This is a genomic window from Nocardia sp. NPDC058518, from assembly GCF_042719655.1.
Lineage (GTDB): Bacteria > Actinomycetota > Actinomycetes > Mycobacteriales > Mycobacteriaceae > Nocardia.
Window position 1 is genome coordinate 173,648 of record NZ_JBHXNJ010000007.1, and the last position, 16,790, is coordinate 190,437.

The window sequence follows — 16,790 nt, forward strand, 5'->3', positions numbered from 1 at the left end:
ATCACGCACGCCAGACCTGGCTCGCGACCCTGGCGAAGTTGCCGCCGAAGACCGCTTCGCGCTCGGCAGCGGTGAAACCACGGGCGGCGAGGAGTTCGCCCAGGCCCGGAACGTCGGATTCGCCGAGGAGATCCTCGGGTGGGGTCCACTGCAGTGGACCCCACTTCGTATACGCGTCGGAGAACGCGCCGGGGTTGTCACGGATCTCGTCGTTGAACTGCTGACCATCGAACGAATAGTCCGAACCGATGCCGATGTGGTCGATGCCGACCAGGTCGACGCCGTAGCGAATGTGGTCGGCCATCGCCGCCAGCCGCTCGGAGCGCGCATCCGGCTCGTTGCAGCCGAGGAAGATCCCGACGCCATTGATGCCGATCACCCCGCCCGTCGCGGCACACGCCCGTGCCTGCTCATCGTCGATATTGCGCGGATGTTCGTGCAGCGCGGCGAAATTGGAGTGGCTGTAGATCATCGGAACCGACGTGTGCGTGGAGATATCGAGGCCGGTGCGGCGCGAACAATGCGACCCGTCGGCGAACATGCCGACCTCGTTGAGCTTGCGTACCAAGTCTTTTCCGTAGCCGCTCAGCCCGGTGTCCACGGTGTCGAGGCAGCCGCAACCCGCCTCGTTGGCGTGGTTGTAGGTGGGCAGCAGCGAGCGAACGCCCAGGTCGTAGAACATCGCGACATTGTCGAGGTCGCCGTCGAGTGGCGCCGAGTCCTCCAGGTCGAATGCCAGCCCGATCACCTCGGGTGCGCCGATATCGGCGATTCCGTCGACCAACCGGAACCGTGGGTCGACCAGAGCCTCGCCCCGGAACTGGCGCAGCAGCGCGAGGGAATCAGCCTTGCGCTCCCCCGAGTACCCGACATTCACCGACAGATACGACCCCAACGGGTACCGCGCCAGGTCCGCCACCCTGGCCGTTGGCCGCAAAGGCAGACAACAGTGCTGCTCCCACAGGAACACATCCACCTCCGGTTCATTCGTGACCTGTGATCGTACGTTTCGCAGCACATTCGACGCCGGACCGACGCTAACGCGCTGTCTTGTCCCTCCGATAAGTCAGTACTGCATCCCCGACCCATGGGCCCTGATCCAAAGGCGGTGCGACATGCGTCGCGTCCTCGTCCTCCTCGCCTCCCTCGCGACCTGCCTCGGCCTGTCGGCACTGCCCGCCGCGGCCACCCCGTCCTACTGCGGACTCTCCTGGGGCTCATACGACAAGTCGTCCTCGAACTACTCCACCGCCACCGTCGCGGGAGTCCGCGCCGGCCGCCACGAGTGCTACGACCGCTTGGTCGTCGACCTGTCCGGCCCCACCGCCGGCTACCGCGTCGGCTACGTCGGCACCGTCACCCAGGACGGTTCCGGCGCCGCTGTGCCGCTACGCGGTGGCGCGTTCCTGCAGATCACGGTCCTGGCCCCCGCCTACGACAACGCGGGCAACAGCACCTACAACCCGCCGAGCCGCACCGAACTCGTCACCGTGAACGGCTACCCGACCTTCCGCCAGGCCGCGTTCGCCGGCTCCTTCGAAGGACAGACCACCTTCGGCCTCGGCGTGCGCGCCCGCCTCCCGTTCCGCGTGAGCACCCTCGACAACCCCGCTCGGGTGGTCATCGACGTCGCCCACAAATGGTGATTCACCAACCCTGCCGCTCCGGGCGCGAGCCGATCAGCTCATCGGGCTTGGCGCTCGCCCGGGAGCGGTACACGATGTAGGGCCGGTAGAAGTAGCTGAACGGTGCGCTGAAGGCGTGCACGAGCCGGGTGAACGGCCAGATCGCGAACAAGATCAAGGCGATCGTCACGTGGATGTGGAACGACAGCGGTGCCTGCGCCATCAGGTCACCACGCGGCCGCAGGATCCAGATCGAACGGAACCACGGCGAGACCGTTTCCCGGTAGTTGTGTTCGGGCCCGATCGCGCCGGAGCCGATCAAGGTGGTCGCCAGCCCGGTGATCAACGCGCAGACCAGGATCAGGTACATGAGCTTGTCGTTGAGCGTGGTCGCGGTGAAGACCGGACCGTTGCGGCGGCGGCGATAGATCAGCAACACGATGCCGGTGAGGGTGGCCACGCCCGCGATGCTGCCGAGTGCGATGGCTTGGATGTGATAGACGTGCTGGCTCATGCCGATGGCGTCGGTCCAGGATTGTGGGATGACCAGCCCGATGATGTGGCCGACGATCACCACCATCATCCCGTAGTGGAACAGCGGACTGCCGATGCGCAGCAGTCTTGACTCGTAGAGCTGTGAGGACCGGGTGGTCCAGCCGAACTTGTCGTATCGGTAGCGCCACCAGGTGCCGACGATCAGGATCGCCAGACTCACGTACGGGACGATGTCCCAGTAGATCTCACCCGCCGACACATCGTTGGCTGCCATATCACCGAAGTCCTTTCGCTACAGCGGGTTCCCGGTCTTGCGCACTTCGGCGCGGCGGCACGGTGAGGGTGAACGGGGCCAGCCCCACCGATTCGGCCGCCGGTCCCGCGTCGACCAGCCTGCGGGCCCAGCCGAGATCTTGTTCGGTCGCGGGCGGCAGGGTCGCGATGACCGCGGCCAGCACCGGGGCGTAGCGCGAATCCTCCTCCGACAGCGCGAGTCCGATCGCGTGGATCGCGCGCCGATACGCGGTGAGCAGGGCGGCACCGGCGACGGGGTCGACGGTGGCGGCGAACTCGAGCACGACGGGCAGGTGGTCGGCGACCTCGCCGCTCGGCGGCTCCACGCCCGCGCCGCGGTATGCCTCGGTGAAGGCGAGCATCGCCGTGCCACGGTTGCGGGTATCGCCGTCGGTCCAGTACGTGAGCAGCAACGTCGCGCGCCTGCGCAGGTCGAAGGTCTCGGTGAACTGTTGTGCCGCAGCCACTTCGGTGAGCGAACCCAAGTCGTACGCCACCAGGAGCAACGGCTCGGCCTGCTCGCGCGGCAGGTGCGCGCACAGTTGCGCGACCAGTTCGAGTCGCGTTCGGTGTTCGCTGTCGGGATAGGCCAGCAGCAGCGAGGCCGCCTGCCACACCAGCCGCTGCTCGGCGGCGCGCCGGGCCGCGCGAGGGCGCATCATGTGCGGCCACCCGGGAACATGCCCTCCGGTGCGCCTTTGCCGTCCCAGTTCAGCAGGTTGACCCGAGAACCGTTGCCCGCGGGGGTGGATTCACTGGTCTGGCGCTGTTTGAGCGCGTGGAACGTCTCCACCGCGACCGGCACCGGTTTGCCGCTGGTCTCGCCGAAGGGACCCGAAACCTGTTCGTACATGCCCGGTCCGCCGTCGAAGTCGAGGGCGCAGTCGGCCACGGACTCCTCTAGCTGATGCCCCTGATCGGCATAGGCCGAGGGAATCACGTACCGGTCCTCGATTTTCGCCAGCGCCAGCAGCCGGTACATCTCGTACATCTTTTCCTCGGTCATCCCGACGGCCGCCGGAATCTCCGCTCGCGGCTCACGTCCGAGGTTGATATCGCGCATATACGAACGCATCGCGGCCAGCTTGCGCAACACCACCGCCACCGGTTCGGTGTCCCCGGCGGTGAACAGCCCGGCCAAGTACTCCAGGGGAATTCGCAACGATTCGAGCGCTCCGAACAGGTTGCCGACATCCTCGCCGTCGTGCCCGTCCCGGCTGACCGCGTCGACCACCGGTGACAGCGGCGGGATGTACCACACCATCGGCATAGTCCGGTATTCCGGATGCAGCGGAAGCGCGACCCGGAAGTCCTTGATCAGCGCGTGAATCGGGGATCGTTGCGCCGCCTCGATCCAGCTGTCCGGAATACCGGAGGCACGCGCTCCCGCGACAACGTCCGGATCGGCGGGATCGAGCAGCACGTTCACCTGCGCCTCGTACAGATCGCGCTCATCGGCGACGGCGGCGGCGTCGAGCACCTTGTCCACGTCGTAGAAGATCAGCCCGATATACCGCAACCGGCCGACGCAGGTCTCCGCGCAGACCGTCGGCAAGCCGACCTCGACCCGCGGATAGCAGAAGGTGCATTTCTCGGCCTTGCCCGTCTTGTGGTTGAAATACACCTTCTTGTAAGGGCATCCGGAGATACACATCCGCCAGCCACGGCACTTGTCCTGGTCGACGAGCACGATCCCGTCCTCGGTGCGCTTGTACATCGCGCCGGAAGGACAGGACGCGACGCACGCCGGATTGAGGCAGTGCTCGCAGATACGCGGCAGATAGAACATGAAGGTCTGTTCGAGATCGGCCTTCACCTTCTCGCTCACCTTCGCCAGCACCGGGTCACCGGGGAGGATCTCGGGCGAACCGGCCAGATCGTCGTCCCAGTTGGCCGAGCCCTTGATCATCATCGGCGCGCCGGTGAGCAGGCTACGCGGCGCGGCGACCGGAACCTGGTCGCTCAGTGGGGCATTGGTCAGGTTCTCGTAGTCGTAGGTCCACGGCTCGTAGTAGTCCTCGATCGAGGGCATCTTCGGATTGGCGAAGATATTGGCGAGCTTGCTGAAACGGTCGCCGCCGAGCAAGCGCAACCGGCCGTTCTTCATGGTCCAGCCGCCGCGCCACTTCTCCTGATCCTCATAGGTGCGCGGATAGCCTTGTCCCGGACGGGTTTCCACATTGTTGAACCACACGTATTCGGTGCCGGTGCGATTGGTCCACGCCTGTTTGCAGGTCACCGAACACGTGTGGCAGCCGATGCACTTGTCCAGGTTCATCACCATCGCCAACTGCGCCATGACTTTCATCAGTACGTCACCTCCTGGCTGCGGCGACGGACCACGGTGACTTCGTCGCGCTGATTTCCGGTCGGGCCGAGATAGTTGAACGCGTACGAGGTCTGGGCATAGCCGCCCGCCAGATGCGTCGGCTTGATCAGCAACTGGGTGAGCGAATTGTGAATGCCGCCACGGGTTCCGGTGGTCTCCGACAGCGGGACATCGATGGTGCGTTCCTGCGCGTGGTACACGTACACCACACCGTCGGGCATGCGCTGGGACACGATCGACCGGCAGACCAGCACGCCGTTGCGGTTCACCGCCTCGACCCATTCGTTGTCGCGCACGCCGATCTTCTCCGCGTCGCCGGGGCTCATCCACATGGTCGGGCCACCGCGCGAGAGCGACAGCATCAGCAGGTTGTCCTGGTATTCGGAGTGGATCGACCATTTCGAATGCGGGGTCAGATAGCGCAGGGTCAGGCCGACGCCGTCGCGGGTTTCCCCGATTCCGGGCTCGCCGAAAAGTTTCCCCATGTCCAGCGGCGGGCGGTAGATCGGCAGCGCCTCGCCGAGTTCCTCCAGCCAATCGTGGTCGACGTAGAAATGCATGCGACCGGTGAGTGTGTGGAATGGCTTGAGGAATTCGATGTTCTGGGTGAACGGCGCGTAGCGGCGCCCACCGGTTTCGCTGCCCGACCACTCAGGACTGGTGATCACCGGCACCGGCCGGGACTGGGTCTCCGCGAACGTGATTCGGCGTTCCTCGCTGCCCTCGGCCAGCTCCACCATGTGACGACCGGTGCGCCGGTCCAGTTCCTCGAACCCCGCCACCGCCAGCCTGCCGTTGGACGTGCCCGACAGCATGAGGATGGTATCGGCCATCTTCTCGGCCGTCTCCAGTGCCGGACGGCCTGCTGCCACACCGGAATTCATCACACCGTGCAGTCGGCCGAGCTCGACGACTTCCTGATCCGGGAACACGGTGATGCCCTTGGTCGTCAAACCCGCCTTCTCGACCAGCGGGCCCAATGCCGCCCATTTCTCCGCGATGGCGGCGTAATTCCGTTCGACCACCGCCAGCGGACCCATCGTTTTGCCCGGTACCGGAACATCACCGGTGTCCTGCCAATTCGACTGGGTGCCATGGGGATAGGCCATCGCACCGGGGGTGTCGTGCTGCAATGTGCCGAGCACGACATCGGTGCGGGTGCCGAGGTGCACCGCCGCCATCGCCGAGAACGCGCGGGCGATCGCGGCGAACGCGTCGAAATCGGACCTGGTCTCCCACGGTGGGTCGATGGCCGGGGTGAAGGCGTTCATGAAGGGGTGCATATCGGTGCTGGACAGGTCGGCCTTCTCGTACCAGGTGGCCGCGGGCAGCACGACATCGGAGAACAGGGTGGTCGAGGTCATCCGGAAGTCGATCGACATCAGCAGGTCGAGCTTGCCCTCCGGGACCGGATCGGGTGAGACCACATCCACGGGACGCTGCCCCGTCTCGGCGAGCGTGTTGCGCACGTTGGAACCGGTACCGAGCAGATGCTTCAGGAAGTACTCGTTGCCCTTGGACGAGGAGCCGAGCAGATTCGACCGCCACACGCTCAGCACCCGCGGCCAGTTCCTCGGGCTGTCCGGATTCTGGACCGCGAATCGCAGCTTGCCGCTGTGCAATTGGTCGACGGTGTAGGCCACCGGGTCGATGCCGGCGGCGGCCGCCTCGTCGGCCAGGTCCAGCGAGGAACGGTCGAACTGGGGATAGAACGGCGTCCAGCCCATCGCCACGGCCGAGCTCATCACGTCCATGGTGTGCTTGCCGCGGAACAGGCCGCGACCGGTCGGCGCGGCGAGCACATCGGCACGGTAGCCGTCGTAGCGCCACTGGTCGGTGTGCGCGTACCAGTACGAGGTGCCCGCCATCAGGCGCGGCGGGCGCGACCAGTCGGTGCCCATCGCGACGGTGGACCAGCCGGTCACCGGCCTGCACTTCTCCTGCCCGACATAGTGGGCCCAGCCGCCGCCGTTGCGGCCCATCGAACCGGTGAGCAGCAGCATCGCCAGAATCGCGCGGTAGGTAGCGTCGCCGTGGAACCACTGGCAGATCCCCGCGCCCATGATGATCATGCTGCGGCCGCCGGAATCGACCGCGTTGTCCGCGAATTCGCGGGCAATCCGGATCACTTGCGCGCCCGAGACGCCGGTGATCGGTTCCTGCCAGGCGGGGGTGTAGAGCGAACCGGGATCGTCGTAGCCGCTCGGCCATTCCCCCGGCAGGCCCGGCCGTGCCACGCCGTACTGGGCGAGCATGAGATCGAAGACCGTGCAGACCGGACGACCAGCGACCATCCGCACCGGCACACCACGATCGATCGTCTCGCCGTGGCCGTCGACGGTGTCGAAGCGCGGCAGCGTCACCACCACCGACCGCCCGTCGCCCGCATCGGCGACGGTCAGCGCGGGTTGCAGCTCACCGAGGTCGAGGTTCCATTTGCCGACGCCTTCCTGCCCGAACCGGAAACCCAGCGAGCCGTGCGGTACGGCTGGCTCGCCGGTGACGCTGTCGATGAACACCGGCTTGAAGGCGGCGTTCTCGGCGCTGGAGCCCAGATCGGCGGCGGTGAGATTCTTGCCGGGAACAAGGCGGCCGTCGCGTTCGACCAGGCTGACCAGAAAGGGCAGATCGGTGAACTGCCGGACGTAGTCGACGAAGAACGGTTCCCGTGCGCGCACGAAGTAGTCGGTGAGGATGACGTGCCCCATCGCCATCGCCATCGCCCCGTCGGTGCCCGCCGCGCACGGCATCCATTCGTCGGCGAATTTGGTGTTGTCGGCGTAGTCGGGGCTGACGGTGACGACCTTGGTACCGCGGTAGCGCACCTCGGCCATCCAGTGAGCGTCCGGCGTGCGCGTCACCGGCACATTGGAACCCCACATCATCAGATAGGAGGCGTCCCACCAGTCACCCGACTCCGGCACATCGGTCTGGTCACCGAAGACCTGCGGCGAGGCCACCGGCAGGTCGGCGTACCAGTCGTAGAACGAGGTCATCACCCCGCCGATCATCTCGACGAACCGCGACCCCGCCGCGAAGGACACCATCGACATCGCCGGGATGGGCGAGAACCCGGCCACCCGGTCCGGGCCGTATTCGGCGATGGTGTGCACATGCGCCGCGGCGATCATCTCGACCGCCTCGTCCCAGCTCACCCGCACCAAACCGCCCATACCCCTGGCCTTTTGATACGTTCGGCGCCGATCCGGATCGCCTTGCAGGTCGGCCCAGGCCAGGACGGGATCGCCGATCCGCCGCTTGGCTTCGCGATACATCTCGACCAGCACACCGCGCGCGTACGGGTAGCGCACCCGCGTCGGTGAGTAGGTGTACCAGGAGAAGGCGGCCCCACGGGGACAGCCCCGCGGCTCGTAATCCGGCCGGTCGGGGCCCGCCGACGGGTAGTCGATGTCCTGGGTCTCCCAGGTGATGATGCCGTCTTTGACGTAGACCTTCCACGAACACGACCCGGTGCAGTTCACGCCGTGGGTCGAGCGCACCACCTTGTCGTGGCTCCACCGGTTGCGATAGAAGATGTCGCCCTCGCGACCGCCGGAACGGGCGACAGTGCGCAGATCCGGGGATTCGGTACCGGGGGTGAAGAACCGGCCGCTGCGCACCAACAGGTCTTCGACGGGTCCGCCGATCCGCGCTCGAGATGCCACTGTTCATTTCTCCTTCGACGAGGTCCGATCAGGGATGGCGCGGGGAGCACCGCTACTCGACGGCGTGCAGCTTGAACACGGTGTAGGCCAGCGCGGCCAACGCGGTCGCGGCCAGCAGCAACAGTCCGACGGCGTAGCTGTTGCTCGCTTCGTTGTAGGTCATGCCCATGATCAGCGGCGGGAAGTAGCCGCCGAGTCCGCCCGCGGCCGACACGATGCCGGTGACGCTGCCGACGCTCTGCGCGGGCGTTCGCCGCGCCACCCAGGCGAACACGCCACCCGTCCCGACCCCGAGGAACAGCGCGAGGGTGATGAACGTGGCCGCCGAGGCGAGGTCGGCAGGCGGTTTGAACGAGGCCACCACCGCCATCGCCGCGGTGCCCGCCAGCGAGACGATCACGATGTACTTCGGCGCGATGCGGTCCGAGAGCGCGCCACCGATCGGGCGCGCGATCACCGCGGCGAGTGCGAAGGCCGCGGTGCGGCTGCCCGCGTCGACCGCGGAGAAGCCGTAGATGTGCTTGATGTAGGTCGGCAGATACGAGCTGAAGGCGACGAACCCGCCGAACACCACCGCGTACAGGAACGACATCTCCCAGGTGACACCCAACTTCATCGCGGCGCGTAGCTTGGGCAGCACCGGGTCGGTGTTCGGGGTGAAATCCGGCGAGTTCCGCATGAACAGGATGCACAGCACCGCGGTCACCGCGAGTGCGGCCGCCACGATCAGGTGGGTGGGCAGCAGCCCGAACCAGCGGACGAACCGGGGTGTGAAGAACGCCGACACCGCGGTGCCCACCATGCCCGCGCCGAACACACCGGTCGCGAAACCGCGGCGGGCAGGCACGTACCAGGAGTTCGCGAACGGGATGCCGACGGCGAAGATGGTGCCGGGGATACCGAGCAGGAACGCGAACACCAGCATCAGCGGGTAGGACTCGATGCTGCCCGCGATGCCGACCGCGACAACCGGCACGATCGAGGCCAGCGAGACCCCGATGAACATCGAGCGGCCGCCGATACGGTCGGTGAGCGCGCCGGACACGATCCGGCCCAGCGAGCCGACGAGAATCGGCATAGCCACCATGATCGAGGCCGCCATGCTGCTGAGTGCCATCTTGTCGGCGTAGTTCGGCGAGAGGGGGCCGATGAGGTTCCACGCCCAGAAGTTGATGGCCGAAACCCAGGTGGCCAGGGCGAGATTGAGGGTCGGGGACCCGGTCCGTACCGCTGCCTGTAGCGAGGTCACCAACCCAGGAGAACACACTCCCACGAACCTGCCCGGACAACACGCAACAAGATGGCAACCATCGAATGTTGCACCGCTACCTGTGCATAGAGGACGTGAAACCGCGTGCAGGCCGCTGTCAACCCCGTGCAGCAAACCATCGAACACAGCGGGTGCGAATGTGGTCGGCCACATCGGCAACAATGTGGGGATGAGCGGCGTTGAGCAGAACGTGACCGATCCCTATCTCTGGCTCGAGGACGTGACCGACGAGGGCGCGCTGGACTGGGCGCGCGCCCGCAACGACGTGGTGGGCCACCGGTTCGCCGCCACCGACCGATTCGCCGATATGGAGCGTCGCGTACTGGCGATGCTCGACGACGACACCAAGATCGCCTACCCCGGCAGGCGCGGCCCGTGGCTGTACAACTTCTGGCGTGATGCGCAGCATCAGCGCGGACTGTGGCGGCGCACGACGTTCGAGTCCTACGCCACCGATGAGCCCGAGTGGGATGTGCTGATCGATGTCGACGCGCTGGCCGAGGCCGACGGGGAGAACTGGGTGTGGTCGGGTGCCGCGGTGCTGCGGCCCTCGCAGGAGCGCGCCATCATCCACCTGTCCCGCGGCGGTGCCGACGCAGGCGTCGAGCGCGAATTCGACTTGATCACCAGGCAATTCATCGCCCCGGAGGACGGCGGGTTCTACCTGCCGGAGGCCAAGTCGCGCATCGGCTGGATCGACGCCGACACCGTCTACGTCGGCACCGATTTCGGACCCGGATCGCTCACCGACTCCGGATACCCGCGCATCGCCAAGCGCTGGCGACGTGGCACGGAATTGTCCACAGCCGAAACGGTATACGAGGGCAAGCCGAGCGACGTCTCGATCGGCGCCGGATACGACCGCCACCCCGGCTACGAGCGCCACTACCTGCACCGTTCGACGGACTTCTTCAACAGCGAGGTGTCGCTGCTCGACGACGGCGAATGGCGCCTCATCGAAACCCCCACCGACGCGGATGTCGACTGGTACCGCGACTGGCTGCTCGTGCGCCTGAAGACCGAATGGACACCGGCCGACACCACCTACGCCCCCGGCAGCCTGCTGGTCACCGACCTGAACGACTTCCTCGCCGGTTCGCGGGAGTTCGAGGTTCTCTTCGCCCCCGACCCGCACACCTCGTTGGAATCGTGGGGATGGACCGAGAACCACCTGATCCTGACCACTCTGCAAGATGTGCAGACCGGATTCCGGGTTCTCACTCCCGGCCCGGACGGGTGGACGACCAGCAAGCTCACCGACTCCCCCGCGATGTCCTCCACCTCGGTCAACAACCTCGACCCACTCGAGGGCGGCGACGAATTCATGCTCACCACCACCGGTTTCACCACCCCGACCACACTGCTCAGCAGCGCCATCGGCGAAACCGCGGTGACCTTGAAGCAGGCGCCCGGCTACTTCGACGCCACCGGCATCGAGACCGAGCAGTTCTTCGCCACCTCCGACGACGGCACCGCGGTGCCCTACTTCGTGATTCGGCATCGTGACCGCCGCGGCACTCCCGGCCCGACGATCATGAACGGGTACGGCGGTTTCGAAATCTCCAAGACCCCGGCATATCTCGGCTCCGCGGGCATGAACTGGCTCGAACGCGGCGGCACCTACGTGATGACCAACATCCGCGGCGGCGGCGAGTACGGCCCCGAATGGCACACCGCCGCGCTGAAAGAGCATCGCCACCGCGCCTTCGAGGACTTCGCCGCGGTCGCCCGCGACCTGGTCACCCGTGGCATCACCACCCCCGATCGGCTCGGCGCGATCGGCGGCAGCAACGGCGGTCTGCTGATGGGCGTGATGCTCACTCGCTACCCGGATCTGTTCGGCGCCATCGTCTGCCAGGTGCCGCTGCTGGATATGAAGCGCTATCACCTGCTGCTGGCCGGTGCGTCGTGGGTCGCCGAATACGGCGACCCGGACAAGCCGGAGGAATGGGCCTACATCAGCGAGTACTCGCCGTACCAGAACACCGACACCGGCAAGCAGTACCCGCCGATCCTGCTCGCCACCTCCACCCGCGACGACCGGGTCCATCCCGGCCATGCGCGAAAGATGGCCGCGCTCCTCGAGTCGCAGGATCGCACCGTCTGGTACTACGAGAACATCGAGGGTGGTCACGGCGGTGCCGCCGACAACAAGCAGTCGGCGTACCTGTCCGCGCTGGTCTACGAGTTCTTCATCCAGATGCTGATCGAGGGCCGCCGCTCGGCCTGAGCCTGCGCGGTCCGCACCGGATCAGCGGTCGCGCAACCACTTCTCCACCGCGTCGACGGTGGAGTCCGGATTGGTGATCCAGCCGATGTGCCCCAGGGCCTCCGGCTGGAACCACCGGGTGATCTGCGCACCGGTCAGCTTGCCGAGCAGGTGGTCGGCGGAGGTCTGTGGGGCCATCTCGTCACCGGCGACGGTGATCGACAGGACCGGGAACTTCAGCCGCGACATCCGCTCGTCGTAGTCGATATCGGCACCGACGGGCACGAAGCGCCCGGTGCGCGCCAGCCTGGCCCAATCCGACATGAGCACTTTGGACTGCCTGCCGTACGCGCGCTTGCCGAGCAGGTCCCCCGGCCAGAAACCGGCCAGGTTCGACGCGACCGCCACCGCGGCGGTACCGACCAGCACACCCGGACCCAGAACACCGCGAAACCCACGGAAATACGGCGTGCCGGAAGCGACCAGGATCAGGCCACCGAGCCTGCCGCGCACCCGAGCCGCGTACATCGCCGAGAGCTGCCCGCCCATGCTGTGGCCGAGCAGGTACGGCGTGCTGGCCGGGAACCGGTTGCGCACCGCGGCCAGCATCGCCGGAAAGTCCACCGAGACCAATTCCTGGTAGCCGTAAGAACTTCCCGCATCAGGACGAGGTTTACTCGCGCCCTGACCTCGCAGTTCGCCGATGGCGACGTCGAATCCGCAGGCGGCGAGCCGGTGTCCGAAATACTCGTAGTACTCCCCTGGCACAGCCAGGCCGGGCACGATGACCACGACCGGGCGTGGTGCGTCCGCGGTGACCGGATGCCGGTGTGCACCGGTGGCCGGAATGAGCCGCACCGGCAGGGTGCTGCCGTCGGGTACCTGGATCGGGACGATCTCGACCCGCGGCATCAGGCCCCGACCGCGCCCAGGATCACCCTGCTCAGCACCTTGATCACTTCGTCGAGCGGAGGACGCGGATCGCTGCCGCTCCAGCCGTCGACGACATAGTTCACCGCGCCGATGATCGCGAGCACCCGCAGTTCGTAGTCGCCGGGCGGGATTTCGCCGTGCATGGCCGCGTCCTCGGCGGCACTGGCCAGCAACGATCCCCACACGCGACGCAGCTCGAGCCGGAACTTCTCGACCTTGGGGCCCGCTCCGACCACTTCGACCAGCGCCACCCGCGCCTTGCGTGGATCGTTGCCGATCGACTCGACATAGGCCCGCACGGCCGCGTCGATCTGCTCGAGCACGGTCGCCTCGGACTTGTCCTCGAGTGCGGTGGCCACCGCCTCGCGTGAATGCCGATCGATCTGCTCGTACAGCTCCAGCAGCAGGGACTCGCGGCCGGTGAACTCCTCGTAGAACTGTCGAGACGACAGCCCCGCGTCCTTACAGATAGCACCGACCGAACTGTTGGCATACCCATCGCGCGCGAAGACCGTAAGGCCTGACTCCAGAAAACGCGCACGCCGCTGGCGTTGCCGGTCCTCTACGGGTTGCCCGGCATACATTCGTCCCGTATTCGCATCCTGTGACATTGTCGCTGACAATACCGAAGGGCCTGATCCCCTCGTCATGGATCAGGCCCAACGGCCGCCCATTCGGCCAACCGCGCGTTAGCCGAAAGTTGGCTATAGTCGCATCAATTCCCGGAGGTCTGCGCCGAACCGCTGCTGAGCGAGCTGGTGAGCAGTCCGAGCAGCAGGGTCAGAATGTTGCCGTCGCTGCCGTCATCAGTGATGTTGTAAAGCATGTGTCACTCCAAGTCGATGTTTTGTGACTTCGTCGTCACCGGCCATTTGCCGTCTCGGACGATACCCAGACACAATGTGAAGTGGAGGTGTTTTAAAGGAATTCTCTAGAATTTTTTCCAAAGGACGCAAGACCCGAGAAGTTCGGTCTCACCTAGGGCACCAGCCCGGGACTACCGACATGTGAAACGCGAGTGTACCGACGCGAATGCCCCGTCTTCGCGGTATCGGGAAGTACCCACGGACAAGATCCGACTACGGGCGGAGGTCGGGTGCGGCCACGGTGCTTATGCTGAGCGTGACAGCCCGTCACGTTTACCCCGGAGGCAACGTTGCCGAACACTCTCGAAGCCAGCATCGACATCGCCGCATCGCCGGAAAAGGTCTGGTCGGTGCTCGCCGACCTGCGCCGCATGCCCGAGCTCAGCCCGACGACGTTGAAGATGGTCGCGGTCGGCGGCGTCCGCGACGGCGCGTTCACCGTCAATGTCAACAAGGTCGGCTGGAAGATCTACCCGACCACTTCACGCATCGTGCGCTTCGAGCCGAACAAGGCGCTGGCGTTCCGGATGAACGAGAACCGCACGACCTGGGCCTACGAGCTCGAGCCGACCGCCACCGGCACCCGCGTCGTCGAGACGCGCACGGTCGACGTCAAAGGCCTGCCCGGCTGGCTGCGGGGAACGATCAAGGTCGCCATGGGCGGCGAGGAGAAGTTCGAGGCCGACCTGGTCTCGGGGATGCACGAAACGCTGAGCAAGGTGAAGGTCGCCGCCGAGCGCTGACCTCGATCATCTTGTGAGCCCGCCGGAACTTCCGGCGGGCTCTTTTTCGTCACGGCAGGTCGTCGCGAATCGCGTCGAGTGCCTGCGCGGCGCGCGTGAGCGACTCCTGCACCGCCGCGAGTTCGGCCGTGCTGAATTGCTCGGCCAGTGCGCGCTCCACCGCGATCGCGCGGGCGTCGGCGTCGTTCATCACCGCCCGCCCCTCCTCGGTCAGGCGGGTTTCCAGCACGTTCTTGTGCCACTCGTGCGGGGTGCGGTCGACCAGGCCGCGGTCCTGCAGATTGGTCAGGACGGTGTTCATCGTCGGCGGGGTGACGCCGGCCAGCCGAGCCAGCGCCGCGGCCGAGATACCGGGATTCTCCGCGAGGTGCAGCAGCGCGCTGTACTGCGGGACGGTGAGCCCGGCGGGTTTCAGCGCGGCCGTCTTCGTCGCGATCAGGGCTTGCTCGGCGCGCTTGATATACGTGCCGAGCCTCTCGGCGGCGGACATGGACGTCATGCGGTGCATGGTATCCGCCCATCACTTCATAATGCCCTTGACGATCATAACGACCCTAATCTATCTTACTGCCTATCGCTTAATGCTTGTCATTACATCACTGAGAGGCTTTATCATGTTGAGAACCGTCGCCGTTGCCGCCGCGTGCCTGGCCATGACCGCGTGCGGGACCTCGCCCGCCACACCCACATTGAGCACCGCGTATGAACTGCCCGGCGATGCCGTGTATCCCGAGGGCATCGGCTTGGACGCGCGTAACGGTGACACCTACGTCGGGTCGTTCGCGGACGGTGCGGTGTATCGCGCGGCTGCCGACGCTTCGCGCGCCGAGGTGTTCCTGCCCGCGGGCGCCGACGGCAGGAAGACTGCGAACGGTCTGAAGGTCGATCGGAGCGGTCGGCTGTGGGTGATCGATTCCGGTGTGGGCGTGAGCGTTTACGACACCGGGTCACGGGCGCTGCTCGCACGGTTCGAAGTGCCCGGTGACGCGCCGCGTTTCGTCAACGACCTGGATTTCGGCGCGGACGGGTCGGCCTATCTGACCGACAGCGTGCGAAATGTCGTCTACAAGGCGGCAATCGGTGCTGGCAGTGAACTGACTGTCGCCTACGACCTGACCGCTGCGCTCGGGCCGCGCGATCCGAAGGTGTTCGAGCTCAACGGAATTGTCGCCGACCCGGCCGGGAAGTATCTGATCGTCGTCGCCATGTCAGCGGCCCAGCTGTATCGCATCGACCTCACCGGCGGCACCGACCCGATCCGGAAGGTATCGCTGATCGGTGGCGACGCGCGCCACGGCGACGGGTTGGACCTGCGCGAGGACACCCTGTGGATAGTCCACAACCTCGACAACACCATCAGCCGCTGGACTCTCGCCGACGACGGCGCAACCGCCACCCGCACCGGCGAATTCCACGATCCCACACTGAATGTTCCTACGACGATGGTGCATTCGGGCGAGCGGGCGCTGATCGTGTCATCGCAGTTCGACAAGGGTGGCCCGCTGGGGCAGGCGGGCACACCGGGGACGTTCGTGGTTTCAGCGGTCAGCGGGTTCTAGCGATGAATTCGCGCAGGACGGAGACGAATTCGTCCGGTTGCTCGACCTGGGGCGAGTGGCCGGCGTGTTCGACGAGGTGGGTGTCGGCGCCCGCGGCGGCGAAGCGGGCGAGGGTCGCGGTGCTGTCGTAGAGGTAGTCGTGGCGGCCGTGGATGGCGAGGACGGGCTGGTCCAGGGCCTGTACGCGGGTGTCGAGGGGTTGTGCGGCGAGGTCGTCGGCTCGGGCGCCCGTTGCGTAGGCGAGACCGGCGGGGAGGGTGGCGCGGAAGTCACGGACCAGCGCGTCGGCCAGCCCCGGTGCCGAGTCGTAGCGGAAGCGGGGCGCGAAGGCCGATCGGCTCGCCAGCCGGATCACCGGTCCGGGTGTCCACCGTTGTGCCAGGCGCACCGCCCACGGGCGGACAACCCATTTGGCGGCGGCCGGGATCTTGGCGGCCCGGTAGTCCGGGGCTTGGCCGACGACCACCACGCGGGCGACGCGGTTCGAGACAGCGGCGAGTTCCAACGCGATCTCGGCGCCGAACGAATGGCCCACCACGGTCACGTCGGTGAGGTCGAGGTCGTTCATGAGCGCGATGAGCGGGGCGGTGCGGGCGGCGGCGCTGAAGTCGCCGTCGGCGCCGAGTTCGTGCGCATCGACCCGGATCACCCGGAAGTCGCCGCTCATCCGCTCGGCGGCGGCAGCGAACCAGTCGACCGAGCCCGGGATGCCGTGGATGAACACGATCGCGGGCGCGGTGGGTTCGCCCTCGTCCAGAAACAACACGTCAACCACCCTAATCGGCACAGGCGCGCCAGGTTC

14 protein-coding genes are annotated in these 16,790 nt (G+C 66.4%); 4 read left to right on the forward strand and 10 right to left on the reverse strand.

Annotation, left to right across the window (positions count from 1 at the left end; translation table 11 throughout):
- Position 1: 1 nt before the first annotated feature.
- On the reverse strand, positions 2 to 976 hold the full coding sequence (locus ACFWPX_RS15470; RefSeq protein ID WP_378927920.1) for a dipeptidase: 975 nt from the start codon (positions 974 to 976) through the stop codon (positions 2 to 4).
- Between the two features lie 139 nt (positions 977 to 1,115).
- Between ACFWPX_RS15470 and ACFWPX_RS15475 the strand changes: the two genes are divergently transcribed.
- On the forward strand, positions 1,116 to 1,646 hold the full coding sequence (locus ACFWPX_RS15475) for a hypothetical protein (RefSeq protein WP_378916466.1): 531 nt from the start codon (positions 1,116 to 1,118) through the stop codon (positions 1,644 to 1,646).
- A 1-nt stretch (position 1,647) separates the two neighbouring features.
- Here the strand turns inward: ACFWPX_RS15475 and narI are convergent, their stop codons facing one another.
- The 5 genes from narI to ACFWPX_RS15500 are packed head-to-tail and all read right to left on the reverse strand — an operon-like array spanning position 1,648 to position 9,657.
- Positions 1,648 to 2,379, reverse strand: coding sequence for a respiratory nitrate reductase subunit gamma (narI, locus tag ACFWPX_RS15480; protein ID WP_378927999.1), 732 nt, complete (start codon positions 2,377 to 2,379; stop codon positions 1,648 to 1,650).
- 16 nt (positions 2,380 to 2,395) lie between these two features.
- Positions 2,396 to 3,076 (reverse strand): nitrate reductase molybdenum cofactor assembly chaperone, encoded by a 681-nt coding sequence (gene narJ, locus ACFWPX_RS15485; RefSeq protein WP_378927921.1) that lies wholly within the window; start codon positions 3,074 to 3,076, stop codon positions 2,396 to 2,398.
- Positions 3,073 to 4,722: a nitrate reductase subunit beta gene (narH, locus tag ACFWPX_RS15490; RefSeq protein ID WP_378927922.1), complete on the reverse strand. Its 1,650-nt coding sequence runs from the start codon at positions 4,720 to 4,722 to the stop codon at positions 3,073 to 3,075. The genes narJ and narH overlap by 4 nt, the downstream gene beginning before the upstream one ends.
- Positions 4,722 to 8,408, reverse strand: coding sequence for a nitrate reductase subunit alpha (locus ACFWPX_RS15495; protein WP_378927923.1), 3,687 nt, complete (start codon positions 8,406 to 8,408; stop codon positions 4,722 to 4,724). Before ACFWPX_RS15495 ends, narH begins: the two co-directional genes overlap by 1 nt.
- Before the next feature lie 52 nt (positions 8,409 to 8,460).
- Entirely contained in the window at positions 8,461 to 9,657 is a 1,197-nt protein-coding gene (locus ACFWPX_RS15500; RefSeq protein ID WP_378927924.1) for an MFS transporter, read from the reverse strand.
- Between the two features lie 190 nt (positions 9,658 to 9,847).
- On the opposite strand from ACFWPX_RS15500, the gene ACFWPX_RS15505 reads away from it, so the two are divergent.
- On the forward strand, positions 9,848 to 11,908 hold the full coding sequence (locus ACFWPX_RS15505; RefSeq protein ID WP_378927925.1) for a prolyl oligopeptidase family protein: 2,061 nt from the start codon (positions 9,848 to 9,850) through the stop codon (positions 11,906 to 11,908).
- 21 nt (positions 11,909 to 11,929) lie between these two features.
- Here the strand turns inward: ACFWPX_RS15505 and ACFWPX_RS15510 are convergent, their stop codons facing one another.
- Positions 11,930 to 12,799, reverse strand: coding sequence for an alpha/beta fold hydrolase (locus ACFWPX_RS15510; RefSeq protein ID WP_378927926.1), 870 nt, complete (start codon positions 12,797 to 12,799; stop codon positions 11,930 to 11,932).
- Positions 12,799 to 13,431 carry a TetR/AcrR family transcriptional regulator gene (locus ACFWPX_RS15515; protein ID WP_378916482.1) on the reverse strand — a complete coding sequence of 211 codons (633 nt, stop codon included), beginning with the start codon at positions 13,429 to 13,431 and terminating at the stop codon, positions 12,799 to 12,801. Before ACFWPX_RS15515 ends, ACFWPX_RS15510 begins: the two co-directional genes overlap by 1 nt.
- 545 nt (positions 13,432 to 13,976) lie before the next feature.
- Between ACFWPX_RS15515 and ACFWPX_RS15520 the strand changes: the two genes are divergently transcribed.
- Positions 13,977 to 14,429: an SRPBCC family protein gene (locus tag ACFWPX_RS15520; RefSeq protein WP_378916485.1), complete on the forward strand. Its 453-nt coding sequence runs from the start codon at positions 13,977 to 13,979 to the stop codon at positions 14,427 to 14,429.
- Between the two features lie 49 nt (positions 14,430 to 14,478).
- On the opposite strand, the gene ACFWPX_RS15525 is transcribed toward ACFWPX_RS15520, so the two are convergent.
- On the reverse strand, positions 14,479 to 14,928 hold the full coding sequence (locus ACFWPX_RS15525) for a MarR family winged helix-turn-helix transcriptional regulator (RefSeq protein WP_378916487.1): 450 nt from the start codon (positions 14,926 to 14,928) through the stop codon (positions 14,479 to 14,481).
- 115 nt (positions 14,929 to 15,043) lie between these two features.
- Here ACFWPX_RS15525 and ACFWPX_RS15530 point away from each other — a divergent pair, with 115 nt between their 5' ends.
- Positions 15,044 to 15,988 (forward strand): SMP-30/gluconolactonase/LRE family protein, encoded by a 945-nt coding sequence (locus ACFWPX_RS15530; RefSeq protein ID WP_378927927.1) that lies wholly within the window; start codon positions 15,044 to 15,046, stop codon positions 15,986 to 15,988.
- Here the strand turns inward: ACFWPX_RS15530 and ACFWPX_RS15535 are convergent.
- On the reverse strand, positions 15,975 to 16,754 hold the full coding sequence (locus ACFWPX_RS15535) for an alpha/beta fold hydrolase (RefSeq protein ID WP_378927928.1): 780 nt from the start codon (positions 16,752 to 16,754) through the stop codon (positions 15,975 to 15,977). The genes ACFWPX_RS15530 and ACFWPX_RS15535 overlap by 14 nt on opposite strands.
- Positions 16,755 to 16,790: the final 36 nt, after the last annotated feature.

Coding starts and splice junctions, on each gene's coding strand:
- ACFWPX_RS15475 (WP_378916466.1), top strand. CDS start 1,116: ATGCGTCGCGTCCTCGTCCTCCTCGCCTCCCTCGCGACCTGCCTCGGC.
- narJ (WP_378927921.1), bottom strand. CDS start 3,076: ATGATGCGCCCTCGCGCGGCCCGGCGCGCCGCCGAGCAGCGGCTGGTG.
- narH (WP_378927922.1), bottom strand. CDS start 4,722: ATGAAAGTCATGGCGCAGTTGGCGATGGTGATGAACCTGGACAAGTGC.
- ACFWPX_RS15505 (WP_378927925.1), top strand. CDS start 9,848: ATGAGCGGCGTTGAGCAGAACGTGACCGATCCCTATCTCTGGCTCGAG.
- ACFWPX_RS15510 (WP_378927926.1), bottom strand. CDS start 12,799: ATGCCGCGGGTCGAGATCGTCCCGATCCAGGTACCCGACGGCAGCACC.
- ACFWPX_RS15515 (WP_378916482.1), bottom strand. CDS start 13,431: ATGTCACAGGATGCGAATACGGGACGAATGTATGCCGGGCAACCCGTA.
- ACFWPX_RS15525 (WP_378916487.1), bottom strand. CDS start 14,928: ATGACGTCCATGTCCGCCGCCGAGAGGCTCGGCACGTATATCAAGCGC.
- ACFWPX_RS15530 (WP_378927927.1), top strand. CDS start 15,044: ATGTTGAGAACCGTCGCCGTTGCCGCCGCGTGCCTGGCCATGACCGCG.